This is a genomic window from Streptosporangium brasiliense, assembly GCF_030811595.1.
Lineage (GTDB): Bacteria > Actinomycetota > Actinomycetes > Streptosporangiales > Streptosporangiaceae > Streptosporangium > Streptosporangium brasiliense.
Window position 1 is genome coordinate 1,585,673 of record NZ_JAUSRB010000001.1, and the last position, 24,660, is coordinate 1,610,332.

21 protein-coding genes are annotated in these 24,660 nt (G+C 72.2%); 9 read left to right on the top strand and 12 right to left on the bottom strand.

Annotated elements, in window-relative coordinates:
• Positions 1–43: 43 nt before the first annotated feature.
• Entirely contained in the window at positions 44–2,476 is a 2,433-nt protein-coding gene (locus J2S55_RS07080) for a glycoside hydrolase family 5 protein (RefSeq protein ID WP_306858169.1), read from the bottom strand.
• Between the two features lie 124 nt (positions 2,477–2,600).
• On the bottom strand, positions 2,601–5,522 hold the full coding sequence (locus J2S55_RS07085; RefSeq protein WP_306858170.1) for a S8 family serine peptidase: 2,922 nt from the start codon (positions 5,520–5,522) through the stop codon (positions 2,601–2,603).
• Positions 5,523–5,677: 155 nt separating this feature from the next.
• Between J2S55_RS07085 and J2S55_RS07090 the strand changes: the two genes are divergently transcribed.
• Complete coding sequence (locus tag J2S55_RS07090; protein ID WP_306858171.1) at positions 5,678–6,676, top strand: helix-turn-helix domain-containing protein; 999 nt, start codon at positions 5,678–5,680, stop codon at positions 6,674–6,676.
• A 7-nt stretch (positions 6,677–6,683) separates the two neighbouring features.
• Here J2S55_RS07090 and J2S55_RS07095 read toward each other — a convergent pair whose 3' ends face one another.
• Entirely contained in the window at positions 6,684–7,520 is an 837-nt protein-coding gene (locus J2S55_RS07095) for an alpha/beta fold hydrolase (RefSeq protein ID WP_306858172.1), read from the bottom strand.
• A 42-nt stretch (positions 7,521–7,562) separates the two neighbouring features.
• Here J2S55_RS07095 and J2S55_RS07100 point away from each other — a divergent pair, with 42 nt between their 5' ends.
• Positions 7,563–8,156 carry a CGNR zinc finger domain-containing protein gene (locus J2S55_RS07100; protein ID WP_306858173.1) on the top strand — a complete coding sequence of 198 codons (594 nt, stop codon included), beginning with the start codon at positions 7,563–7,565 and terminating at the stop codon, positions 8,154–8,156.
• A 238-nt stretch (positions 8,157–8,394) separates the two neighbouring features.
• Here the strand turns inward: J2S55_RS07100 and J2S55_RS07105 are convergent, their stop codons facing one another.
• From J2S55_RS07105 to J2S55_RS07115, 3 genes are read right to left on the bottom strand one after another with little or no spacing between them, the layout of a single operon-like run.
• Positions 8,395–9,522, bottom strand: coding sequence for a serine hydrolase domain-containing protein (locus J2S55_RS07105; protein WP_306858174.1), 1,128 nt, complete (start codon positions 9,520–9,522; stop codon positions 8,395–8,397).
• Between the two features lie 49 nt (positions 9,523–9,571).
• Positions 9,572–10,390, bottom strand: coding sequence for an ABC transporter permease (locus tag J2S55_RS07110; protein ID WP_306858175.1), 819 nt, complete (start codon positions 10,388–10,390; stop codon positions 9,572–9,574).
• Complete coding sequence (locus J2S55_RS07115) at positions 10,387–11,328, bottom strand: ATP-binding cassette domain-containing protein (protein WP_306858176.1); 942 nt, start codon at positions 11,326–11,328, stop codon at positions 10,387–10,389. The genes J2S55_RS07110 and J2S55_RS07115 overlap by 4 nt, the downstream gene beginning before the upstream one ends.
• Before the next feature lie 85 nt (positions 11,329–11,413).
• Between J2S55_RS07115 and J2S55_RS07120 the strand changes: the two genes are divergently transcribed.
• Positions 11,414–12,229 carry a TetR/AcrR family transcriptional regulator gene (locus J2S55_RS07120; RefSeq protein WP_306858177.1) on the top strand — a complete coding sequence of 272 codons (816 nt, stop codon included), beginning with the start codon at positions 11,414–11,416 and terminating at the stop codon, positions 12,227–12,229.
• 347 nt (positions 12,230–12,576) lie between these two features.
• Here J2S55_RS07120 and J2S55_RS07125 read toward each other — a convergent pair whose 3' ends face one another.
• The 3 genes from J2S55_RS07125 to J2S55_RS07135 form a co-directional block, all read right to left on the bottom strand.
• Positions 12,577–12,972: a nuclear transport factor 2 family protein gene (locus tag J2S55_RS07125; RefSeq protein ID WP_306858178.1), complete on the bottom strand. Its 396-nt coding sequence runs from the start codon at positions 12,970–12,972 to the stop codon at positions 12,577–12,579.
• A gap of 59 nt (positions 12,973–13,031) precedes the next feature.
• The gene (locus J2S55_RS07130; protein WP_306858179.1) at positions 13,032–14,180 is read right to left on the bottom strand and encodes an MFS transporter; all 1,149 of its coding nucleotides are present in this window, start codon (positions 14,178–14,180) and stop codon (positions 13,032–13,034) included.
• A gap of 104 nt (positions 14,181–14,284) precedes the next feature.
• The gene (locus tag J2S55_RS07135) at positions 14,285–15,040 is read right to left on the bottom strand and encodes an SDR family oxidoreductase (protein ID WP_306858180.1); all 756 of its coding nucleotides are present in this window, start codon (positions 15,038–15,040) and stop codon (positions 14,285–14,287) included.
• 141 nt (positions 15,041–15,181) lie between these two features.
• Between J2S55_RS07135 and J2S55_RS07140 the strand changes: the two genes are divergently transcribed.
• Positions 15,182–16,096 carry a LysR family transcriptional regulator gene (locus tag J2S55_RS07140; RefSeq protein WP_306858181.1) on the top strand — a complete coding sequence of 305 codons (915 nt, stop codon included), beginning with the start codon at positions 15,182–15,184 and terminating at the stop codon, positions 16,094–16,096.
• Positions 16,097–16,161: 65 nt separating this feature from the next.
• Here the strand turns inward: J2S55_RS07140 and J2S55_RS07145 are convergent, their stop codons facing one another.
• Entirely contained in the window at positions 16,162–17,589 is a 1,428-nt protein-coding gene (locus tag J2S55_RS07145; protein WP_306858182.1) for an MFS transporter, read from the bottom strand.
• 113 nt (positions 17,590–17,702) lie between these two features.
• On the opposite strand from J2S55_RS07145, the gene J2S55_RS07150 reads away from it, so the two are divergent.
• Genes J2S55_RS07150 through J2S55_RS07170 form a run of 5 tightly spaced genes read left to right on the top strand, consistent with a single transcriptional unit; the run spans position 17,703 to position 22,977 of the window.
• Positions 17,703–18,665 carry an STM4015 family protein gene (locus tag J2S55_RS07150; RefSeq protein WP_306858183.1) on the top strand — a complete coding sequence of 321 codons (963 nt, stop codon included), beginning with the start codon at positions 17,703–17,705 and terminating at the stop codon, positions 18,663–18,665.
• Positions 18,662–19,804 carry an STM4014 family protein gene (locus J2S55_RS07155; protein WP_306858184.1) on the top strand — a complete coding sequence of 381 codons (1,143 nt, stop codon included), beginning with the start codon at positions 18,662–18,664 and terminating at the stop codon, positions 19,802–19,804. The genes J2S55_RS07150 and J2S55_RS07155 overlap by 4 nt, the downstream gene beginning before the upstream one ends.
• 1 nt (position 19,805) lies before the next feature.
• A complete protein-coding gene (locus J2S55_RS07160) occupies positions 19,806–20,612 on the top strand; it encodes an STM4013/SEN3800 family hydrolase (protein ID WP_306858577.1) in 807 nt (268 codons plus the stop codon).
• A complete protein-coding gene (locus J2S55_RS07165) occupies positions 20,609–22,045 on the top strand; it encodes an STM4012 family radical SAM protein (RefSeq protein ID WP_370879600.1) in 1,437 nt (478 codons plus the stop codon). Before J2S55_RS07160 ends, J2S55_RS07165 begins: the two co-directional genes overlap by 4 nt.
• The gene (locus tag J2S55_RS07170) at positions 22,042–22,977 is read left to right on the top strand and encodes an STM4011 family radical SAM protein (protein ID WP_306858185.1); all 936 of its coding nucleotides are present in this window, start codon (positions 22,042–22,044) and stop codon (positions 22,975–22,977) included. Before J2S55_RS07165 ends, J2S55_RS07170 begins: the two co-directional genes overlap by 4 nt.
• A 78-nt stretch (positions 22,978–23,055) precedes the next feature.
• On the opposite strand, the gene J2S55_RS07175 is transcribed toward J2S55_RS07170, so the two are convergent.
• Both J2S55_RS07175 and J2S55_RS07180 read right to left on the bottom strand, forming a co-directional pair.
• On the bottom strand, positions 23,056–24,087 hold the full coding sequence (locus tag J2S55_RS07175; RefSeq protein WP_306858186.1) for a DUF6745 domain-containing protein: 1,032 nt from the start codon (positions 24,085–24,087) through the stop codon (positions 23,056–23,058).
• 165 nt (positions 24,088–24,252) lie between these two features.
• Positions 24,253–24,579 (bottom strand): DUF8820 family protein, encoded by a 327-nt coding sequence (locus J2S55_RS07180; protein WP_306858187.1) that lies wholly within the window; start codon positions 24,577–24,579, stop codon positions 24,253–24,255.
• Positions 24,580–24,660 lie beyond the last annotated feature (81 nt).

Below are 24,660 nucleotides of genomic sequence, written 5' to 3' on the forward strand. Positions count from 1 at the left end.
CCGGACCTGAGTCCACGGCCCGACCCCGGTGCGGGAAGCGGGGCTAGCGGTGTGCGGTCAGGGTGTAGGCGCCTCGGGTGCAGCCGGTGATGCGCCAGCCGCCCGGTGCCTGCCGGACGGCGACGCCCGTGACTCCGGTACCACGGACGGCCGGCCGGGCGCCGCCGGGGAACCAGACATCGAGGCCGCACCCGCTGCCCTCACCCTGGGCCGTGAGGCTCGCCCGGTCCGACGTGAGGCCGGTCAGGCGGCCGGGGGCGGAGCGGGGGTAGGGGCGCGAGAGCTCGGCGACGTATTCGGGGGGCGGGGGCAGATCCTTCCCGGTGGCACAGTCCTCGATCATGAGGTTGCCGCCGGTCTTGGCCCCGGCTCCGGCGTGGGCGTCGCCGCAGGACTGCTTCCAGACCCAGAACGCGCCGCCGATGCGGTGCCGATCCTCTTGGTCGGTGTATTTCGTGATCGGGGCCGAGGCGGGGTCGCCGAACCAACCCCATTCCCCCGACCAGAGCCCGGCGCCGTAGTACGCCGCCGCCCGGCTCGCCAGGTCGAAACCGCGCTCGATGCTCGTGATGGTGAGACCGGTGCCCTGGTCGATGGTGATCGACTCGTTGTAGAGGTGGGGGGCGAAGACGAGCAGCCGGTCGTCGGTGAAGTCCTTGGGCACCGAGACCTCGAAGCCGAGACCCGACCAGAGCACGGACGGCTCGAAGAAGACCAGATGCGGGAAGCCGCGCTTCTCGCCCGCCCTGATGGCCTTGATCGCTCGGTCGTAGTAGCGGCCGAGCAGGACGCCGGAGGTGATCGGCGGGGCCTCGCCGAAGCCGGGCTCGTTCAGCAGGTCGTATCCGGCGACCATCGGCTCGTCCGCGAACCGCTCCGCCAGCATGCCCCAGGCGGCGACCAGGCGGGTCTGGATGCCGTCCCTGTCCTGGTAGAAGTTGGTGAAGGCGCGGGCGACGGCCGGAGAGATGTCGCGTCCGGTGAACTCGCACCTGGGGGCGCCGTCGAAGCGGTCGGCCCAGGTGGGGGCGCCGTCCCAGCCGTGCATCGGGGAACCGTTGTCGCAGGTGGTGCCGGGGGCGGCGTTGACGCCCTTGCCCCAGGCGTCCTGATGCATGTCGATGACCGTGCGCAGGCCGTGCTTGGCCGCGGTCTCGACGGCCCAGGAGATCCTGGCGAGGTAGGCCGGGTCGTAGTGGCCGGGCCGGGGTTCCAGGGCTGACCAGGACACGGCGAGGCGGATGACGTTGAAGCCCATCTGCTCCATGCCGGCGAAGTCGGCCTCGGTGAGCGGTCGCGTCACCGCCTTGTCTGGAAATTTCTGGAAGTAGTCTTCGAGCTGGTTGACGTTCACGCCGCGCAGCAGCACCTCGTTGCCGTCGGCGTCGACGATCCTGCGGTCGGCTGAGAGCGTCAGGCCCTTGGTGCGTGGCAGCGGCGCGGTGGTGGTGCCGGGCTGCACCAGCGGTACGGCGAGCGCCGCGGCGGCCACGACGGCCGCCATCCGTGTCGGCGCGGAGAATGCGGCGCCCTTACGCGCCGGGAGAAGGGCGGGGAGGAGGGCGCCGAGGGCTGCCGTCGCGAGGGCGAGGAGGGCGCCGAAGGAGAGCGCGGGGGCGAGGCGGAGCATGATCGCCGGCGCCCAGAACGTGTCGCCGCCCGCCAGGTCGCCGGGGAGCCCGATGGCCACCTCGACCAGACCCAGCGTCGCGGCCGCTCCCAGCGCGGAGATCCCGGCCACGACGGCCGGCGGCGAGGTGGTGGCACCGAGCCAGCGGTTCAGTGCCCAGGTCGTCACGCCCAGCAGGGTGACGGCGGCGAGGCAGCCCAGCGGTCCCGCCTCGGGCGCCGGGGCCAGCGGGGAGTCGCCGATGGCGTACCCGACGGGTGAGCCGCCCCACCACACCCCGCCGACCGACGCGCCCAGGACCACGGCCACCCCCGCCGCCACCCACCCCGGCCCCGACGGGAAGAACGCCCCCGAGGCCGCGGCGGGTCCAGCGCCCGGCCCCGGGGAAGGCGGGGAGGCCGAGATCGGAGGGGGCGGGGTGGGGCGGCGGCGCAGGAGCTGGGTGAGCCAGGCGGCTGCCAGGACCGGCAGACCGAAGACCGCCGCCTTGACGCCGGTGAAACCGGTCGACCACGCCAGGTAGACCACATCGCCGAAGGCCATCACCAGCGACATCACCAGCTTGGCCGCCATCGCCGACCACACCACCGCGCCCCACACCAGCAGTGCCGTACGCAGCGGGGCGTGCCCGCGCGCGACCACCCATGCCAGCACCCCGACCCCCGCCAGCAGCAGCGGCACGTAGACGGCCGGCGCGGCCACCTGCCAGAGTCCGGCGACGGGCAGCAGGTCGGCGCCCGTCCATGTGTACGGCGCGGCAAGCCCCGAAGGGTCGAACACCGCTCCCAGCACGATGACGGCGGCCAGTACCACGACGACGATCGGCGACAGCCAGTGGTTCCTCATAGTGTCGGCGACCATACATGAGCATTGCTCATAAATGAAGAGCTAGATCCACAACAGCGCGGAAGGGGACACGCGCGACGCGGGCCGCCCCCGGAGGGAACGGCCCGCGTCGGATCTGTTCAGGTCAGTTGATCGTCACGATCGTGCCGGCCTCGTTGGGGTACTCGACGTAGCCGGTCGCCGTCCGGTCCGGCTGGCCGGACCAGGTGGCCGTCAGCGGGAACGTCGTTCCCGGCGTGACCTTCGGCCTGTCGGGCGTCACCGTCAGCGTGCCGGACCCGGAGCCGGCGTCCACGACGTTGATCTGCGTGCTGAACGGCGTCTCGGCGCTCCCGAAGGTGAGCACGTACAGGGTGTACTTGCCGGGCCTGGGGTTGGCCAGGACCGCGCGGTAGTCCTCCCACGAGGTGACCCAGGCCAGGCCCTGCATCACGCCGCCCTCGGTGTAGCCCAGGATGGCGCCGACCTCCGTCCCGGGGTCGCCGGGGATGAGCTTGAAGGAGACGGCCTTGGCGCCTTCGGGCACGACCACGGAGACTTCCTTGCCCCAGATGTCGCTGGGACTCACGGTGCCGGGCACCGGGTCGGCGGAGACGGGCCCGTAGGCCTTGACGGGGAACTTCGACACGCCGGGGGTCACGTCGAAGGTGAGCGAGCCCTCCGGACCCGTGCCCTTGACCTCGGCGGGCGCCTTGGCGCTCAGCGGGGTGACCATCATGGGGCTGCGGACGGCGGTGTTCTTGCCCTGCCAGGTCAGCGAGCCGACGATGGCGCCGGCGCCGGTGTGGCGCGTCATCTCCATGGTGACGCTGAATTCCTTGGTCTCACCCGCCTTCTTGAAGACCAGGGTGGAGGGCTGGACCTTGGTCCTGACGCCCGGCAGGTCGACGGCCGCGTGGTAGACACCGGGGGTCAGCGCCGTGACCTTGCGGGTGAGGGTCCTTGAGCCGAACAGGGCGCCGACCGCGATGCTGGGGTAGTTCAGGTCGCTGGTGGCGATGGGCGCGGTGCCGGTGCCGGTCTTGACGCCCAGCCCCTCCAGGTATCCGTACCAGTCCTGGGCCGCGGCGTCGTAGACCAGGCCGGGCCTCAGCATGCGGGCGGGGTCGACGTGACCTGAGCCCTGCGCGAAGAGGTCGGGGGTCTTGGTGTCGTACGCGGTGGTCATCATCGCCGACTTGACGGCGGCGGGCGACAGGAGCGGGTCCGTGCTCAGATACAGGGCGGCCAGACCGGCGATGTGCGGGGTGGCCATCGAGGTGCCGGAGTAGAAGTCGAAGTCCTTGCCCTGGTTCCCGGGAGGCGCGACGGCGGCGAGGATCGACACGCCGGGGGCGGCGATGTCGGGCTTGATCAGGTCGCCGTTGTTGCTGAGCGAGGGGCCGCGCGAGGAGAAGCCGGCGACCTGCGGGTATTCGGCGCCCTCGGTGGAGGAGGCGGGGAGCAGCGTCACCGTCGCGCCGGGGGTGGCGGCGTAGGCGAGGACCTTCTCGGTGTCGGGGGTGTTGATGTGCACGGTCGGTACGGCGTGCACGTCGGCGCCGGTGTCCTGGTCGCTGGGGTTGCCCAGCACCATGCCCACGCCGCCGGCGCGCTTGACCTCGGCGGACTTGTCCACGCGCGGGGTGACGCCGCGCACGCAGTAGATGATCTTCCCGGCGGCCTTGGCCGGGTCCAGCGACCCCGCCGCGCAGATCTGGGCGTCGGAGTCGGAGGCGGCGGCGTTCTTCACCGACACCGAGGTGGCCAGCGGCTTGGGCCCGAACGGCGCGCTGACGGTGGTGCTGGCGCCGCGGAAGGTGCTGCCGTCGCCCAACCGCACGTCGGCCAGGTAGGGGGCGACGGTGCTCGCGGCGACGGTGGTCGTCCACGGGGCGGTGTTGTCCAGGGTGGAGGCGTCGGGGCCGGAGTTGCCGCCCGCGGTGGCGACGAAGATGCCGGCGTCCGCGGCGGCCAGGAAGGCCAGCTGGACCGGGTCGTCGGTGGAGGACTCGATCTGACCGCCGACAGAGTAGTTGATCACGTCGACGCCGTCGGCGACGGCCTGGTCGATGGCCTCGATGATGTCGGAGGTGTAGCCGCCGCCTCCGTCCGGGCCCTCCCACAGCGCCTTGTAGACGGAGACGGCCGCTCCGGGGGCGACGCCGGAGATCTGGCCGAAGTCGATGCCGTTGGCGGTGGCGGGGACGGCGTGGTTGCCCGCGGCGGTGCTCGCGGTGTGGGAGCCGTGCCCGCCCCGGTCGCGCGGCGAGGCGTACTCGCCGGTGGCGGCGGGGTCGTTGTGGCCCAGCCAGGCCTTGCCGAAGTACCTGGCGCTCACCAGCTTCTGATTGCACAGATCGGCGGTGAACTCCGTGCCGGTCTCGCACAGGCCGGTGAAGGTGGAGCCGTCGGCCTTCTTCATGACCGTGGCCGTGCCCTGGCGGTAGGGCCGGTAGGGGTCGGCGGCGGTGGGCGCCTCGGTGCCGAGCGAGGGGCCGGCGAAGGAGGGGTTCTCCGGCCAGACGCCGGTGTCGATGACGCCGACCACGATGCCCTTGCCCGCCTTGGCGGTGCCGCCGAGCGAGGCCCACAGGCCCTTGTCACCTGACAGGCCGAGGAAGTCGCTGGAGTTGCGGTCGTCCAGGGCCTTGTGCAGGGTGTCCTGGACGACGGACACGACGCCGTCCGTCCGGTGCAGCCTGAGCGCCTGAGCGGGGGTGAGCTCGGCGACGAAGCTGTTGGAGGCGACGGAGTTGTGCCGTTGCGCGGTCACGCCGACGCTGCGGGCGGCCTCGTCCTGGCGATTGGTCAGGTGCTCGCGGTAGCGCTTGGCGTCGGCGCTGGCCGTGTCGACCTTCCTGCCCTTGCCCTTGCCCGGCTTGGTGGCGGCGATGCCGTCCACGCCGCCGCTGTAGGTGGCGAGCGGCTGCCCTGCGAGGGTGACGATGTAGGTGGAGGGGGTGCCTGGCGCAGCGGGTTCGGCGAGCGCCGGTGCCGCGGCGGAGGTGACCGCCAGCGCGGCGGCGAGCGCCATGGCGCTGTAGACGCGGGAGTTGCGGGACATTGCTCCTCTTGAGGGGGTGAGGCTGCCACCCGCCCGGCCAAGATCGCCGGAGGGGCCGGTGAGCAGTCAACGGCCTGCGAGGATCCCTTGTCGAGATATGGTTATGACATTTTCAGCCATATGGCCAAAAGGGACACGATCCGGTCAGGTGATACGTGGAGGAGCAGCCGGTTCTCAGTGGGGTGGGGGTCGCGGAGTTCGACGAGCAGGTGTATCGGCTGCTGCTGAGGCAGCCGGGCCGACGCGCCGCCGAGCTCGCCGCCGCCCTCGGGGTCACCTCCTCACGGGTGCGGCTCGCGCTGCGCCGGCTGACCGAGGTGGGCCTGCTGCGCAGGACCGGCCCCGGCGACTACGAGCCGGTCCCGCCCGAGGCGGCGCTCGGCTGGCTGGTGGACAGGCGCCGCCTGGAGGCGGAGGCGAGCCTGGCCAGGGTACGCACCATGGCGGGCGCCTTCGCCCAGCTCTACCACTCGGGTCGGATGTGGGCCGAGCCCGCGGGCGTGGTGGAGATCCTCTCCGGCGAGGATGCCGTCAAGCGGCAGATGACCGAGCTGGCCCGCTCGGTCACCACCGAGCTGCTCTGCTTCGACAGCCCGCCGTACCTGGGCCGCCCCGACTTCTCCCAGGACACCAACGAGTCGGAGCTGGAGGACACCAGGGAACTGCTGGCCCGCGGTGTGGACATCAGGGTGGTGTACTGCCCTGGCTCGCTCGTCAGGCCGGGCCGCATGGAGACCCTGTTGCGCCTGGCCGGGGAGGGCGAGCGCTCCAGGTTCCTGCCGCGCCTGCCGTTCAAGCTGCGCATCGCCGACCGGAGGGTCGGGCTGCTGCCCCTGGTGGACGGCGTCTACGACAACATCGCGCTGCTGCACCCCTCTCGGCTGCTGGACGCGCTCATCGAGCTGTTCGACGTCTACTGGGAGCGCGGCCAGCCGCTCACCGGCGACTCCCCACCGGTGGACGACAGGCCCGCCGAGGAGGACCTGCTGGTGCTGCGGCTGCTGAACTCGGGGCTCAAGGACGGAGCCATCGGCAGGCACCTGGGCGTCAGCACCCGCACCGCGACCAGGAAGATCGCTGCGGTTGTGGAGCGCCTCGGCGTGACCACCAGGTTCCAGGCAGGCGTGGAGGCGACGGTGCGGGGCTGGCTCTGACCTTCCCCTATCCGGCCTTGAGGAAGTCGCGCAGGTGCTCCAGCACCACGTCCGGCTGCTCCTCGGCGAGGAAGTGGCCGCAGTCGGGAATCTCCGCACCTCGCACGTCACGCGCGTAGTCGCGCCAGACGTCCAGCACCGGCACCCCGGCGGGCAGGCCGCTGGACCCCCAGAGCGCGAGCACGGGCATCTCCAGCCGCTTGCCCGCGTCCCAGTCAGCGTCGTCGTGGGCGGCGTCGTCGGGGAAGGAGGCCCGGTAGTCGTCGAAGCCGGCGCGGAGCGCCCCTGGCCTGGAGAACGCGCGGACGTACTCCTCGACCTCCAGCGCGGCCCGCCGTACCGTCCACTTCTCGAAGAAGTGGCCCAGATAGCCCGCCACGTCGGCGCCGGCGAGCCGCTCGGGCAGGTCGGGCTGCAGATGGAAGGCCCAGTGCCAGGCACCGAGCGCCAGGCCCGTCCGCGTGTCGAACCTGCGCCACATCTCGCGTGTCGGGATGATGTCGAGCACGGCCAGCCTGTCCACCTCGCCGGGGTGGTCGAGTGCGTAGCGGTGTGCCACCCGCGCGCCCCGGTCGTGGCCGATCAGCGTCACCGATGTGTGGCCCAGCGAGTGGACCAGTGCCCGGATGTCGGCCGCCATCGTGCGTTTGTCGAAGCCCGAACGCGGCTTGTCGGTCAGGCCGTATCCCCTCAGGTCGGGTGCCACGACCGTGAACTCGCCGGCCAGTTCGGGGATGAGATGCCGCCAGCAGTGGCTCGTCTGAGGCCATCCGTGCAGCAGCACCAGCAGCGGGCCCTCGCCCGCGATCAGATAGTGCATCCGCAGGCCGTCGAGATCTGCCATCCGTGATTCCGTCATGCTGTAACTGCATCATATAGTTACATCATGCACAAGCCGCTGCCGCCGAGAGACTGGGCCTGGGATGGTGGGCGCCCCAGCCTCGACCTGGTCAACACCTTTCGCAACCGCAAGACCGGAGGCCGGGAGCTGCTGCGTACTCCCGGAGACCTGGACGCATGGCTCGCAGCCGCGGGCCTGGTCGAGGCGGACGCCGACAGCGATCAGCTCGCCTCGGCCCGCGAGGCGCGTACCGACAGCACGCAACTCGCGCTGGCACACGAGCTGCGTGAGGCGATTCACCGATGCGCCTCCGGCACGCCGTCGCCCGGCGACGTCGAGCTGGTCAACGGCTGGGCGGCGCGGCGGAAGGCGACCGTGCTGCAGCTCGCGCCCGACCTTTCCGTGGTACGGCCGGCGCCGGAGCGACCCGTGGAGGCGGCACTGGCCGAGATCGCGCACGACGCGATCGACCTGATCGGCGGGGAGGAATGGGCGAGGCTGCGCGTGTGCGCCAGTCCCGAGTGCGGGCTGTGCTTCGTCGACCGGTCCAACGCGGGCAAGCGCCAGTGGTGCTCGATGAAGCGCTGCGGCAACCGCGAGAAGGTCCGTCTGCACCGCGCCAGGCGCACGCCCGAATGATCCCGGTCAACCGGTCGCCTCCGACTTGTTACGACCGCCGACGGCAACCGTGAGCCACCCCGGAGCTCTGGGGCTGGGGTGGCTCATGGAGAACATTCCCGGATCGGGCAGGCGCCCGGCCGGGCGGGGCGGTGCGGCGTGGCAGAACTCCTCACTTCCGAGAGGACGGCAACCGCCGGGGTGTCACGAGCCGGCCGGGTCCGCGCGACGCGGCATGCGGCGGGACCGCTCCGGCCGGTCAGCCGAGGGCGACGCCGTACATCGCCTTGATGATCTTGATGGGGATGTCCAGGGTCTTCGGCTCGACGTTGGTGTGGATGACGACGCTTCGCCGGCCGTCGTCGGTGCTCAGCGCGAGGGTGAAGGATCCCGGGAGGGTGCCGCTGACGCCGCGCACGGTCAGGCCGTCCATCCCCGCGCTGTCGAACTCAATCACGCCGAGGCCGTAGCGGGCGTGCGGCAGCCAGACGACGCTGTCGCCGGCGACCATGGTCCACATCTCGTGATGCTGGGCCGGTGGCAGTAGGCCGCCGGTCGCGATCGCCTTGAGAAAGCGGGTCAGGTCTTCGGTGGTGGAGACGGTGCCGCCGGCCGCCCAGCCCCATGAGGTGTTGAGCGCGGTGACGTCGATGGGGGGCTTGTCGTGGTCGATCATCGACGCCCAGTTCTCCGCGGTGAGTGTCGCCGGGTCGACGCCGTCCTTGAGGGCGCCGGCGACGTAGCCCGTGGGATGCGGGTGGGGATAGCCGGTGGCGTCGGCGGGCCGTACGTAGGTGTGGGTCAGGCCGAGCGGCCGGATGACTGTGCGTTCGACCTCGGCGGCGTAGGTGTTGCCGGTGACCTTCTCGATGATCGCGCCGGCCAGGTAGTAGCCGCCGTTGGAGTAGACGAACCGCTCGCCCGGCTCGCCGACCGGCGGCTGGGACACCGCGAGCTTCACCAGCTCGGAGGTGGTCCAGACGCGGGCCGGCTGGGTGGCGATGCTGTGCTGCAGTTCTGGTGCGAGGCCGGTGAGGAACAGGCCGCCGGTGTGGTTGAGCAGGTGCCGGATGGTGATCTTGTCGCCGTCGTAGCCGCCCGTCTCCATGACGCCGGGCAGCCATGTGTTCACCGGGTCGTCGAGGCTCAGCCTGCCCTCGGCTGTCAGGGCCAGCACGGTGGCGGCGGTGAAGGCCTTACCGGAGCTGCCGATGTGGAGGTGCTCCCCGGGGTGACGCCGATGCCCGGTGGCGAGGTCGGCCACTCCCGCGGTGCCGAACCATGTTCCGTCGTCGTCGTGAACTTCGGCGACGATACCGGGAATGCTGTCCTCGGCCACAGCCCGGTCCAGGACCTGCTGCACCTCTTCGTGGATGTTTTGCGCCATTTTGATGCCTTTCAGAGGGGAATACGTGGTCTGTAGATGCCTGAGGTGTTCAGCGCCCTCTGCGCATGTAGGCGCGGAGCGACAGCGGGACGAAGATCATCAGCAGTGCGGCCGACCAGAGCAGGACGGCGGTCACCGGATGCGCGAGTGGCCAGGTCACGTTCCCGGACGGGGCGCCCGGGTTGCCGAACAGCTCCCGTGAGGCGGCGGTGAGCGCGCTCACCGGGTTCCAGTCGGCCAGGAAGCGCAGCCAGCCCGGCATGCCGTCGGTCGGGACGAACGCGTTCGACAGCATCGTGAACGGCAGGCCCAGCGGCACCATCGCGTCGGCGACCCGGTCGTTCTTCACCGCCAGGCCCACATAGACGCCCACCCAGCTCAGCGCGTACCGCAGCACGATCATCAGCAGGAACGCCTGGGCCGTGGGGATCAGGCCGCGGTGCGGCTGCCAGCCCACCAGCAGGCCCGTGCCCACCATGATGGCCAGCATCAGCAGGCCGGTCAGCAGGTCGGCGCCGGTCTGCCCGAACGGCACCGCCAGGCGCGCCATCGGCATGGAGCGGAACCGGTCCATCACGCCGCGGGAGGCGTCGGTGGCCATCCGCGTCATGACCCCCAACCACGCGGAGAAGGTCACCATCGCGAACAGGCCGGGCATGAGGTACTCGCGGTAGTCGCCGCCGCCCGGCACCTGGATCGCGCTGCCGAAGACGTACCCGAACAGCACCACCATGACGGCCGGGAAGACCAGCGCGACGACGATCTGCCCGGGCTCCTGCCGCAGCCGGCCCAGCTCGCGGCCGACCAGGGTCAGCCCGTCGGTGAGCGTCCAGCGCAGGCGGCCCAGTGGTGAGGTGAGGACGGTCATCGCACGGTCTCCTTGCGGTCGGTGAGGCGCAGGAACACCTCGTCGAGAGTGGGGCGGCGCAGGCTCACGTCGGCGGCGGCGACTCCGGCGCGGTCGAGCTCGCGCACGATGTCGGCGAGCCGGAGGCGGCCGGGCAGGGCGACGCTGAGCCGGTCGGCGCCTGTCGTCGTGGGATCGGTGCCGGTGAGGGTGTTCAGGACGGTCGCCGCCGGACGCAGGGCGGCGGGGTCTTCGAGGACGACGTCGAGGCGGTCGCCGATCGTGGCCTTCAGCTCGTCGGGAGTGCCGGTGGCGATCACCTGCCCGTGGTCGACGACGGCGATGTCGTCGGCCAGTTGGTCGGCCTCGTCCAGGTACTGCGTGGTGAGCAGCACCGTGGTGCCGTCGGCCACCAGCTCGCGGATGCTGTCCCAGATCTCGCCGCGGCTGCGCGGGTCCAGGCCGGTGGTGGGCTCGTCCAGGAAGAGCACCTGGGGGCGCAGGATGAGGCAGGTGATCAGGTCGAGGCGGCGGCGCATGCCGCCGGAGTAGCCGAGAACCGGCCGGTCGGCGGCGTCCATCAGGCCGAAGCGCTCCAGCAGCTCGTCGGCCCGCCGGTGCGCCTCGCGCCGGGACAGGTGGGAGAGGCGCCCGAACATGCGCAGGTTGCCGCGGCCGGTGAGCTTCTCGTCCACGGCGGCGTACTGGCCCGCGAGCCCGATCCTGGCCCGTACCTCGCCCGCCTCACGGACGACGTCGTATCCGGCGATGCGGGCGTGCCCGGCGTCGGGATCGGACAAGGTCGCCAGGATGCGCACCAGGGTCGTCTTCCCGGCGCCGTTGGGCCCCAGCACCCCGCAGACCGTTCCTCTCGGGACGCTCAGGTCCAAACCCCGCAGGGCATGGGCATCGCCGAAGGACTTGTGCAGCCCCTCGGCGACCACGATCGGATCAGACATGACCCCTCCACTGGGTACGCTGTACGCGGTTACGGTGGTCACGCTAAACCACTGGGTACTATGTACGCAACAAGGAGGTGGAGCGGTGACCGACGCCGAGTACGTGAACATCTGGATGCGGCCCGAGCGCCCCGCCCGCGGGCCCAAGCCGGCCTACAGCCGCGCCCAGATCACCGAGGCGGCCGTCCGGATCGCCGACGCCGAGGGGCTGGAGGCCGCCACCATGCGGCGGATCGCCGCCGAGATCGGCGCCGGCGCGATGTCCCTCTACCGGTACGTCCCGAGCCGCGACAACCTGGTCGAGCTCATGGCCGACCGGCTGATGGGCGAGATCGACGTCACGGGCATGCCCTCGGGCGACTGGCGCGCCGACCTGACCCGCTACGCCGACGGGCTGCGGGCCATGTGGCTGAGGCACCCGTGGATCGCCACCGTGCAGCGGTCACTCCCCAGCTTCGGCCCCAGCCAGCTGCTCTTGATCGAACGGCTGATGGGAGTGCTCGACGCCCTCGTCTCCATCGACGAGAACCTCGGCCTCATGACCTTGCTGAACAGCTACGTCGAGGGGACCGTCCGCGAGGAGATCAGCTCGGCCAGGGAATTCCGCCGCAGCGGGCTCAGCGAGTCGGAGTGGATGGCGCGGAGCTACCCGTACGTCGAGCGGCTGGTGAAGAGCGGGGAGTACCCGATCTTCACCAAGATCGTGATGGAGGCGCGCCAGCCGCACCTGAGCCGCGACGACCAGTTCCGGTACGGGCTCCAGCGCGTCCTCGACTGCATCGCCGCGGCCCTCCCGTCAACGGCCGGGTCTCCGATGCCGGCGCATCGAGAGGGGCGGGGGGAAGCGGAACCTGCGGTGCCCCATGGTCCAGACGAGATTCAGCGGAGCGGGAGCGCGTAACCGCCCACGTCAGGGGCTTGTCCTGAAGCCACCGCCGGATTCCCTGCCCCTGGTGCCCGGGCCGTGACTATGTGTCGCGAGAGGGGACGGCTTGCTGGACGACGAGGGCGGCCGCGAGGCACACGGCTCCAGCGACCGCCATTCCGGATGAGGGCCCCAGAGCCGCCATCACCCCGGTGGCAGCCGCCAGGGTGAATGTCTCCAAGCTCATCCGGGCCGTGCTGAACAGTGCGGCGCCCACTCAGATGCTGCCCCGGGCGGGCGCCTCGACCGCAGAGGACGCCGCCCCCGCACTCCTCGGGGACGGGGCCCTCATGCCGTCTCCTTTCAGATGAGGGTCCGGTGCGTCACGGGGTCTTGCTGTAGCCGAGGGCCTCGACGATGCGTCCGTCACGGATGTGCATGAGGTTGACGCCGGCCACGGAAGTGGACTCGACGTGGGCGTCGCCGAACACCTCGTGCGCCTCGCCGTGCTGGAAGGTGGCTCGCCACTTGATGACCGCGCGGTCGCCGAAGACGAACACCTCCTCCGGCGCGAAGCGGGTGCTGGAGTCGGCGGCCAGGTCCTGCCAGAAGGCGAGGCAGGCGTCGTGGCCTTCGTACCGGGTGCCGTCGGGGGCGGGCTGGACGGTGACCATCACGCAGTCGTCGGCGACCAGGCCGGCGAGCAGCGCCGGGTCGTGCTCGGTGAACGCGAGGTTGAACCGGTCGATGACCTCGGAGGTCGTCTTGCTGTTGGACATGGGACCGTCTCCTTGGAGTTGGTTGCCGATCTGGCCGGCAGGGTTGGGGATCTTGCGGTTCAGCGGTGGACGGCCCGGGTGTTCCGTACGGCCAGGGAGGTGAGGACGCTGAGGGCCGCGCCGAACCAGAGGACGGCGGTGAGGACCACGTGGTCGGCGACAAGGCCGCCGAACAGGGCCCCGAGGGCGATGGCCAGATTGAACACGGAGGTGTTCAGGGCGGTGGCGGCCTCCGTGCTGCCCGGGGCGGCCTTGAGGATCCAGGTCTGGACGCCCACCGGCACGCCGCCGAAGGCCAGCCCCCACAGGATCAGCAGGGCCACGCCCCCGACCGGGTTGCCGCCGGCGATCGGGAAGAGGGCCAGAACGACGGCGAGCAGGACGCTGATGGCGATGAGGGTCGCTCGGATGTCGCGGCCCGCGGCGGCGCCGGTGACGAAGTTGCCGGCGATGCCGGCGACTCCGAAGGCCAGGAGCGCGGGGCCGATCATGCTCTGGTCGACGCCGGAGACGGTCTGCATGATCGGACTGATGAAGGTGAAGGCGGCGAAGTGGCCGCTCACCAGCAGGAACGTGGCGAGCACACCGGATCGGACAACGGGGTTGCGGAACTGCTCGGCCAGGGTGCGCAGCCGTACGGGCTGGGCGGGGGGCATCTGCGGCAGCAGCAGGAGCAGGGCGACGACCACCAGGAGGCCGAGCCCGCCGAGGACGGCGAACGCGATGCGCCAGTCGGTGAGTTCGCCGATCAGGGTCCCCGCCGGGATGCCGAGCACGTTGGCGGCCGTGGCGCCGCCGAAGGCGATGGCGGTGGCCTGAGGGACATACCGGTCGGGCACCATGCGGACGGCGATGCCGGCGGCCAGTGCCCAGAACCCGCCGATGCTGATCCCGACCAGGAGACGCGAGGCCAGGAGCACCGCGAAGTTCGGGGCCAGGGCGGACATCAGGTTGGCCACGACCATCAGGGCGATCAGGCCGAGCAGGACGCCCCGGCGGTCCAGGCGGCCGATCGCCACCGGAAGGAGCGGGGCGGTGGCGGAGGCGACCAGGCCGGGGACCGTCACCATCAGACCCGCCGTTCCCTCGGAGACCTCCAGCGCCCCGCCGACCGAGGTGAGCAGGCCCACCGGCAACTGCTCGGCGGTCACGACGGAGAAGGTCCCCACCGCCACGGAGGCGACGGCGAACCACCTCCTGAGCGGCACACGGTCAGAGGGGGTGGTAACGGGAACGGACCCGGCGGCACTCGCCACGTCGATCACTCCTACGAGAGATGCTGATGAGATGAGGGGTTGAGCCTGTTCCGGGGTCAGGACGGCGCGCCGTCGGCCCTGATCGTCTGTCCGGAGACCCAGCCGGCGGCGTCGCCGGCCAGCCAGGCGACCACCGGGGCGATGTCCTCGGGCTGCCCGAGGCGCCCGCGCCCTGAAGACCCGGAGACGATGTCCTCGGGCTGCCCGAGGCGCCCGCGTCCTGGAGGCCCGCAGGGGAAGGAGTCGGTGACGGGGCCGGGGGCGACCGCGTTGACCGTGATCTGGCGCGTGGCCAGCTCCCGGGCGGCGGCCCGTACCAGCAGCTCCACTGCGGCCTTGGCCGCCGAATGCACCCCGATCGACGGGAGCGCGCCGGTCAGGGCCACGTACCGGCCGTGATCGGACAGATGCCGGGCGGCGGCTCGCAGCGTGTTGAACGCACTGCGGGCGTTGCGGTCGATCAGCAGGTCGAAGTCCTCGTCGGTGTGCTCCGCCAGCGCTTTTCCCAGCACCGCCCCCACGGTGTGGACCACGATGTCGAGCCTGCCGTGCCGAGCGACCACGCCTTCGAACAAGATGTCCACGTCGGCGGACCGGGTCGCGTCCGAGCGGATGGCCTCGGCCGTCACCCCGTGCCGGTCCAGCGCCGTCAGGGTCCGCGCCGCGGCGTGCTCGCCGTGGGCGTAGCTGAACACCGTGGTGGCTCCGCCCATCGCGAGGAGTTCGGCACAGACCGCTCCCTGACCCCGGCTGCCACCGACCACCAGGGCGACCTTGCCCTCAAGATCGCGTGCCGGGTACACAGGGGTCATCGGGAACGTCCCTTTCGCGGAGTCGGTGAAGTGGCTCCAGCCTGCTGTGACGGACCCCTCGAGCGGAAACAGAAGTTCGCGATGGCTGTCACCGGCGTTCCCTGTTGCCGCCCGGAATCATCCCCCGTATACGGTTATCGCGTGATCGATGTGGATATGCGCCAGTTGCAGGCGTTCCTGGTCGTGGCCCAGGAGCTCAACATCACCCGTGCCTCGGCCCGGCTGCACATCACCCAGCAGACGCTGTCCACGCAGATCCAGCAGCTCGAACGCGCGATAGGGGTGACGCTCCTGGTCCGCACCTCCCGAGGCGTCCTGCTCACACCCGCGGGCGACGAGCTGGAACGCGGCGGCGGCGCCGTGGTCTCCGAGCTCGGCGACCTCACCGAGCGCGTACGGGCCGCGCACCGGGGACGGCTCGGCCGGCTGCGGCTGGCCTGCTGTCCCTACGCCACCGCGCTGTTCGCCACCGAGGTCGCCGACGCGATGGAGGCCGCGGTCCCGGGTCTCGAGGTCGAGCTGACCAGCGTGCCCACCCCGCCTGACGAGCTCGCGCTGCTCCTGTCCGGTGAGGCCGACGCCGCGTTCATGTGGCTGCCGGTCGGCGACAGCCGGCTCAACCACGCGTCCGTACGCAGTGATCCTCGCGTCGTCGCCCTTCCGCCGGGTCACCGGCTGGCTGAGCGGGACTCGGTGACCTTGGCCGACCTGGCCGACGAACCGGTCGTCCGTCCCGACATCTTCCTGTCCGAGGAGAACCTGCGCCACTGGCTGGCCGAGCCCCGGCCGGACGGCAGCCCGGCCCTCCGCGGGCCCGCGGTCGGCAAGGTCGAGGACTGCCTCATGGCGGTCGCCCGCGGGAAGGGCGTCTGGCTGGCCCCCGAACCGTTGAGCCGCTGGGTCCCCGTGACGAACGTCCGTTGGCTGCCGGTCTCCGACGCCGCCCCCTCCGAACTCGCCCTTGTATGGACCGCCCGCGCCTCACAGCGCCTGGTCGCAACCATGATCGCCGAAGTCCGGAAGGTGACCGGCCGGTCCGGGGACCAGCCGGGCTGACCCGCCTGCCCCCGCGGGATCGGGGACGGCCCCGGCTTCCGAGAGCGCGGACCACCGGCCGGCTCTCACCGGCCCTGCTGGGGCGCCTCCACCGGGCAGCTCATCCGCGGCCGGGAGTCGGCCAGGACGTTCTCGCGGATGGTGAGCAGGGTGATCAGTGCGGAGAGGGCCATCATCGCCGCGCTGACCAGCATCGTCGTGTGGAACCCGGCGGTGAACGCGGCCGGGTCGTTGAAGGCGTCGCCGGTCAGGCCGACCAGAGGGGGGATCGCGGCGACCGCCAGCAGCCCGCCGGTCCGGGCGACGGCGTTGTTGACGCCGCTGGCCACACCCGCGTAGCGCTCCTCCGTGCTGGCCAGCACGGTCGCGGTGAGCGGGGCGACCGCCGCCGACAGCCCCAGGCCGAACACGGCCGCCGGGACCAGCACGCCTCCCAGGTAGGACGTGCCCGCGCCGATCCTCGACATCAGCAGCAGCGCGGCGGCGCAGAGCAGGATGCCCGCCGTCATCGGGATCCGGGGCCCGATCCGCTTGGCCAGCTCGCCCGCCCAGGACGACAGCAGCAGCATCAGGACCGTCACCGGGATCATCGCCGATCCGGCCAGCGTCGGGGAGAAACCCGCCGAGACCTGGAGCTGGACGACCAGCAGGAAGAACACCACGCTCATCGCGGCGTACATCACGAACGTGACGACGTTGACCGCGGTGAACACCTTCGAGCAGAAGACCCCGACCGGCACCAGGGCGTCGGGCGAGCGCCGGATCTCCAGCCAGACGAACGCCGCGCCCAGCAGGACGCCGGCCGCGATCGGGACCGGCCGCAGGCCGATCAGGCCGTAGGTGACCCCGGCCAGCGCCAGTGCGGCCAGCACCGCGCCGAGCACGTCGAAACGCCCGCTCGCCTCCACGTCCCTGCTCTCCGGCACGTGCCGTACGGCCACCGCCACCACCAGGGCGGCCAGCGGGAGGTTGATCAGGAACACCCAGCGCCACCCGGCCGTCTCCACCAGCCACCCGCCGAGCAGCGGCCCGACGGCCGCCGCCGTCCCGCCCAGCCCCGACCAGGCGCCGATCGCCTTGGGCCGGTCCTCGCGGACGTAGGACGCCTGGATGATGGCCAGGGAACCCGGCGTGAGCAGCGCTCCGCCGACGCCCTGCAGCGCCCGGGCCGCGATCAGCGTCTCCACGTTGGGCGCCAGCCCGCACAGGGCGGAGGCGAGCGCGAACCAGACCACGCCGACCAGGAAGATCTTCCGCCTGCCGTACCGGTCACCGAGCGAGCCGCCCAGCAGGATCAGGCCCGCGAGGGTGAGGGTGTAGGCGTTGACGGTCCACTGCAGTCCCGCCATGTCGGCCCCGAGGCTGTCACCGAGCGCGGGGAGCGCCACGTTGACGACCGTGCCGTCCAGCAACGCGATCCCCGAGCCGAGCACGGTGGTGAGCAGGACCCAGCGCCCCTGAGCCGAGCGGAGCTGAATATGGCCGTTATCCATAACCCTAATCATCGCTGACCGTTTCGTCCGTCTGATGCGGATTCATGATTCCAGAAGTGTCGGCGATCTCTGGTAGGACGTGATCTGTCATGTTTCGCCTGACAGGAGCCAGGATGGACTACAGCGAGTTCAACGACGAGGTCAACAGGCTGAACCGAGGAAGCTACGCCGGCCTGCCCGTCGTCGAGGCCCCCGGAAGCGACGGCGCGCCTCCGGAAGGGCTGCCGGCCCCCGAGTCGGCGGCCTGGCGGGTCTCCTGGAGCTGGCGGAGCGACGGGTTCGAGACGAACTTCCGGCACTTCCTCACTGTGGTGGACCCGACGAAGGTGTCCGCCCTCATCGTCGGCGACTGGGGAAACGCCTACGAGAGCAGTTCCGAGCAGGCCGTGGGTCTTCTCGTGGAGCACGCCGACCGCTTCCCCGCCCTGCGCTCGCTGTTCCTCGGCGCGATCGCGTCGGAGGAGTGCGAGATCTCCTGGATCAGGCAGAGCGACGTCACGCCGCTGCTGGAGGCGTTCCCGTCGCTGGAGCGGCTGGAGGTGCGCGGCGGCTCCGGGCTCCTGCTCCGGCCGGTCCGGCACGACAGTCTCAGGGTGCTGCGGTTCGAGACGGGCGGGCTGCCGGCCGAGGTGGTCCGCGCGGTCGGCGCGAGCGACCTGCCCGCGCTCGAATACCTGGAGATGTGGCTCGGCACGAGCGACTACGGAGGGGACGCCACGGTGGCCGATCTCGCGCCGGTCCTGTCGGGGGAGCGGCTGCCCGCCCTGCGGCACCTCGGCCTGCAGGACAGCGAGATCCAGGACGAGATCGCCGCGGCCGTGGCGTCGGCGCCGGTGGTGGCCGGGCTGGGGTCGCTGGCCCTGTCGATGGGCACGCTGACCGACGAGGGCGCCGAGGCGCTGCTGTCGGGCCAGCCGCTGACCCACCTCGGGCGCCTGGACCTGCACCACCACTACCTGACCGACATGATGGTCAAGCACGTCGAGGCGGCCTTCGCCGGCACCGGCGTCGAGGTCGACCTGTCCGAGCAGGAGGAGCCGGACGAGGACTGGCGCTACGTCGCCGTGGCCGAATGACCTCGCTGACGGTCGTCGGCACGCCGGGGGAGCGCCGGGTGACCATGTTCGCCGACGCCTGCGTCCGGTACGGCCTGCGGGAGCCCGCCGTCCTGCCGTGGACCTCCGTGCTGCGGGGCAGGGACATCCCGCTGCGGCCGGGGACGCTGGTGCGGATCGAGTCGCCCGGAGAGGACGCCGAGGCCGACGCGCTGCTGCGCGGGCCGGGCGAGCCGTCCCGGGTCGGCGGCGGCGCCGCCTGGCACGCCGCCTTCACCGCCGGGACGGCGCGGATCCGCCGGGCCGTCGAGCGCACGCCCGGGGCCGTGCTGCTCTCCGACGCCGACGAGATCGCGGTGATGTTCGACAAGCGGCTGTGTCACGCGAGGCTGTCGGCGGCCGGGGTGCCGGTGCCGCCCGCGCTGCCCGGGCCGGTCGGCGATTACGTGGAGCTGCGCCGGCGGATGGACGAGGCCGGGTGGGGCCGGGTGTTCGTCAAGCCGGCCCACGGCTCGTCGGCCTCCGGCGTCATCGCCATGCAGGCCTCCGGCGACCGGGTCAAGGCGGTGACGTCCGCCGAGCTGACCGCGGACGGGCTGCACAACTCGCTGCGGGTGCGCTCCTACGAGGACGAGCTCGACGTGGCGGCGATCGTCGACCTGCTCGCCGGGGACGGGCTCCACGTGGAGCGGTGGTTCCCCAAGGCGGGCCTCGACGGGCGGACGATCGATCTGCGCGTGGTCGTGGTGGACGGCGCGCCGACCCACGCCGTCGTCCGCGCGAGCCGTACCCCCATGACGAACCTGCATCTCGGCGGCGAGCGCGGTGATCTCGGCGCGGTCAGGACCAGGCTCGGCCCTCAGGGCTGGGAACGGGTCACCGAGGTGTGCGTCCGGGCGGCGTCGTGCTTCCCGGGGAGTCTGACCGCCGGGGTCGACCTGATGATCGGCGTCGACTGGCGGAGTGTCGCCGTGGCCGAGGTCAACGCCTTCGGAGACCTGCTGCCCCGCCTCACCGGCTTCCCCGGCGGCGGCGCCGAGCACCTGAACACCTACGAGGCCCAGGTCCGGGCCATCCTCGCACGCCGTACGGCGGCGCCGGACACCGCCGCGCACCACCCCGCCGTACCGGCGCCCACGGGAGGGAACGCCGGTGGGTGACATGAACCGGATCGTGGGCAGCCATGACCTCCTGCTGGTGACCCTCGACACCCTCCGCCACGACGTGGCCGACGAGCTGATCAGGGCCGGGCGGCTGCCCACCCTGGCCAGGGCGCTGCCCGGCGGGCGATGGCAGCGCAGGCACAGCCCGGCGAGCTTCACCTACGCCGCGCACGCCGCGATCCTCGCCGGTTTCCTGCCCACCCCCGCCGAGCCCGGGCCGCACCCCCGGCTCTTCGCGGCCGCCTTCCCCGGCAGCGAGACCACGGGCGGCGGGACATGGGTCTTCGACGCGCCCGACCTGCCCGGCGGGCTGACCGCGGCCGGCTACCACACGATCTGCGTCGGCGGGGTGGGGTTCTTCAACAAGCTCACCCCGCTCGGGGCCGTGCTGCCGGGGATGTTCGCCGAGAGCCACTGGGAGCCGGAGTTCGGGGTCACCTCGCCGACCTCGTTGGAGGCGCAGATCGAGTGCGCCGAGCGGGCGGTCGCCGGAACGGACGGGCCGGTGTTCCTGTTCGTCAACGTGTCGGCGCTGCACCAGCCCAACTGGCACCACCTGCCGGGCGCCACCCGCGAGCACGGTGACAGCCGGGAGAGCCACGCCGCCGCGCTGGAGTACGTCGACCGGCACATCGGCCGGCTGTTCGCCCTGATGAGCAGCCGGCGGCCGGGGTTCGCGATCGTCTGTTCCGACCACGGCACCGCCTACGGCGAAGATGGATACACCGGGCACCGGATCGGCCACGAGGTCGTCTGGACCGTGCCCTACGGGGAGTTCGAGATGGAGCAGGGAGGGTGGCGGTGACTGCGAGTCCCGACCGGGGTCCGGTGCCGGAGACGGCGGAGCCGGGGCCGGTGGGCGCCCCGGCGCGGCCGGTCCCCGGCGGCCCGGCCGACGCGGGTCCCCACCAGGGAGCAGATGCGGGCCCCTATCAGGGATACGTTTACGCCTACCCGCACAAGACGGCATACCGGCCGCTGGAGCCGCGCCCGTCGCTGCGGCAGGTGTGGGCGGCCGAACCGCTCGGCAGCCTCTTCCTCTACCTGCACATCCCGTTCTGCGAGATGCGCTGCGGGTTCTGCAACCTGTTCACCCGGACCGGCGCCCCCGAGGAGCTCGTCGCCGCCTACCTGGACGCCCTGGAACGCCAGGCGGAGGCCGTACGGGACGCCCTGGAGGAGCCGAGGTTCGTCACCGCGGCCGTCGGCGGCGGCACGCCGACCTACCTGAGCGCCGCCGAGCTCACCCGGATGTTCGACCTCACCGAGCGGATCATGGGCGCCGACCTGCGGGCCGTGCCGTTGTCGGTGGAGACCTCCCCGGCGACCGCGACGGCGGACCGGCTCGCCGTCCTGGCCGAGCGGGGCACGACCCGGATCTCCATCGGCGTGCAGAGCTTCGTCGACGCCGAGGTCCGTGCGGCGGTGCGCCCGCAGAAACGGCAGGAGGTCGAGGCGGCGCTCGGCCGCATCAGGGAGACCGGGTTCGAGACGCTCAACATCGACCTGATCTACGGGATCGACGGGCAGACCGAGCGCTCCTGGCGCCGCTCGCTGGAGGCCGCGCTCGCCTGGAGGCCCGAGGAGATCTACCTCTACCCGCTGTACGTCCGCCCGCTCACCGGCCTCGGCCGCCGCGCCCGCGACTGGGACGACCACCGGCTCGGCCTCTACCGGCAGGGCCGCGACCACCTGCTGGCCGCCGGGTACGAGCAGGTGTCGATGCGGATGTTCCGGCTGCGGGGCTCCTCCGGCGCGACCGGTTACGACTGCCAGAGCGACGGCATGGTCGGGCTCGGCTGCGGGGCCCGGTCCTACACCTCCGGCCTGCACTACTCCTACGAGTACGCGGTGGGCGCCGGCCAGGTACGCGCGATCATCGACGGCTACGTACGGCTCGCACCCGAGGAGTTCGCGGTCGCCAACGTGGGGTTCCGGCTGGGGGAGGACGAACGGCGCCGCCGTCATCTGATCCAGTCGCTGCTGCAGGCCGAGGGGCTCGACACCGCCGCCTACCGGGAGCGCTTCGGCACGGAGGCGACGGCCGACTTCGGCCAGGAGCTGGAGCGCATGGCCGGCCGGGGCTGGCTGGAGCCGCTGGAGCCGGTCCGCCCGCCGGACCCCGCCACCGGGCGGCTCCGGCTCACCGCCGAGGGGCTGGCGCACTCCGACGCGATCGGCCCGGCGCTGTTCTCCGGCCCGGTCCGCGAGCTGATGGCGGGATACCAGGAGCGATGACCGAGCGCGCGACGGGCCGTGACCTCCCCCTCCTCCCGGGGACCGGCGGCCGCGCCCTGCCCGTCCCCGTCCTGCCCGCGGGGGAGCGGGACCCCGGCCACCTGAGCATTCTCTACCGGGGACCGCTGGCGAGCTGCGACTACGACTGCCCCTACTGCCCGTTCGCCAAGCGCCGCGACGACACCGGACGGCTGCGCCGGGACCGGGCGGCGCTGGAGCGCTTCACCGCGTGGGTGGCCGGGCGCGACCATCCGGTCTCGGTGCTGTTCACCCCCTGGGGCGAGGGGCTCGTGCGGTCGTGGTACCGGCGGGCGATGATCGGGCTCAGCCACCTCCCGCACGTCCGGCGGGTCGCCATCCAGACCAACTTCAGCTGCCGTCCCGACTGGCTGGCCGAGGCCGACCTGGGCACGCTCGCGCTCTGGGTGACCTACCACCCCGGTCAGGTCGCCTACGGGCGCTTCCTCGCCAAGTGCCGTGACCTGGCCGGGCGCGGGGTCCGCTTCAGCGTCGGCGTGGTCGGGCTGCCCGAGCACCTGGACCACGCGCGGCGGCTCCGGGCCGACCTGCCCGCCGAGGTTTATCTGTGGGTCAACGCCGCCGAGGGCCACCCCTACACCGACGCGGAGGCGGCCGACTGGACGGCGATCGACCGCCTCTTCCGCTACAGCCGCACGCCGCACCGCAGCGCCGGGCAGCCCTGCCGTACGGGGGACAGCGTGATCTCCGTGGACGGCGAGGGCACCGTACGGCGCTGCCATTTCGTCCCGGAGGTCCTCGGCAACCTCTACGACGGGACGTTCCGTCCGGCGGCCAGGGCCTGCCCGGCCGCCCTGTGCGACTGCCACATCGGCTACGTCCACCTGGAGCCGACCGGCCTCTACGACGTCTTCGCCGGGGGGATCCTGGAGCGCATCCCCCGCGCGGACTGACCGGACGGCCCGCCAGGTCTCCCGGGCCGGCCCGTCAGGTCTCCCGGGCCGGCCCGTCAGGTCTCCCGGGCCGGCCCGTCAGGTCTCCCGGGCCGGCCGGTAGTCGGCCTCGGACATGCCGAAGGTCCAGGCCACGCCCTCGCGGGCGGTGCGGGTGGACGGGGGCACCCGCAGCCAGTATCTGCGGAAGGTGCCGTCGGGCTCGGCGGTGGAGTTGACCACCTCGACCATCACCACCGGCTCGTCGTCGGGCAGGTCGATCCGCCACAGGACACCCGTCTCGTCCCGGTGCAGCGGGGTCGCGCCGGACTCGGCGAGGTAGCGGTCGTAGCCGAAGTGCTCCAGCATGACGCGGCGCAGCTCCGCGTTCTCCTCGGCACGGATGCGTCCGGGGGTCAGCGTCGCCATGGAGGCGGCGAAGTCGGCCGGGACCGGCATGCCGCCCCAGGCGTGCACGGCGAAGCCGTCGGGGAACAGCAGCGCCGGGCCCTCGGCGCGGTGCAGGCGCGACAGCTCGTCGAGGTGCAGCTCGGCGGGGCGCTCGCACACGATGGCCACCCGTTCGAACGGCCACCACCAGCCGGCCGACCGGGCGACCTGGACCAGCCCCTCCACCTCCGGCCTGCCCAGCGCGTCGAACAGCGACAGCCACGGCGCGTCCTGCTGGCCCAGCACGGCGTCCAGGGTGGAGGCGCGCAGCGCGGCCGCGACGGGCTCCGACTCCTCCGTCGCGGCGATGCCCCGGCGGATCTGGACGACCAGCCGGTTCACCGGATCCCAGAGCCGCCCCCCGGTCAGCGACCAGGCCAGCGGCCAGTCCACAGGGCCCAGTGAGGTGTGCGCCTCGGCCCTGGCCCGCTCCCACGGGCCGGTCCGCACCGCGTCGCGCACCGGCCGGCCGGCGCCGAGCGTGGCGATGGCCCGCGCGCCCGCGGCGGGGGAGTCGACCCAGATGATCTTCTCGGGCTCGGCCAGGCCGGCGATCCGGTATGCCAGCCGTACTCCCGCCTCGGCGCCGGGCCGGTCGGCGGGACCGGACCTGAAGGCGGCCTCCTGCCAGCGGAGCGCGGCGGCGGTCAGGACGTCGGCCAGTTCGGTGGTGACGGTCATCGAATACCTCCAGCGTGGAGATCCGGGCTCCGCCCCGGTGCCGTCAGGTTCGGGGCCTGTCGGGCCGGCGGGCCGCTCGCCCCGGCGGCGCCCGTGGGGGAGATCCGGTCGGGCGGGAAAGTCGGGCGGGAAAAGGGGAGTCGGGCGGGAAAAGGGGAGGAGAGGTCAGTCGGCGACGACGCGGAAGGCGCCGGGGACGTATTCGCGCTGGCGCTGCACGCGGTACCAGCCCTTGGGCAGGGAGATCGCGGCGTGCTCCTCGTGGACGACGCGCCCCCCGGAGGGGACGTTCAGGAAGTCGGGGTCCATCGGCCGCAGGCCGCGCACCAGCGTGCCGGGGCCGACCACCGCGTGGGCGTGACCGGTGGCCTCACCCAGGGCCAGCACCAGCCGGCCGCGGGCGTCACGCGGCGCGGACGGCGAGGTCCGGACCGGGGCGGGCACGGCCTCCTCGTGGACGGGCACGATCAGGATGTCTCCCTGGCGGTACATCTGGCAGGCTCCTCGCGTCGGGGGTCGATCGAAAGGTAGCCACCGCCACCGACATTTCCCGGCCGCCCGCCGGCGGGCGGC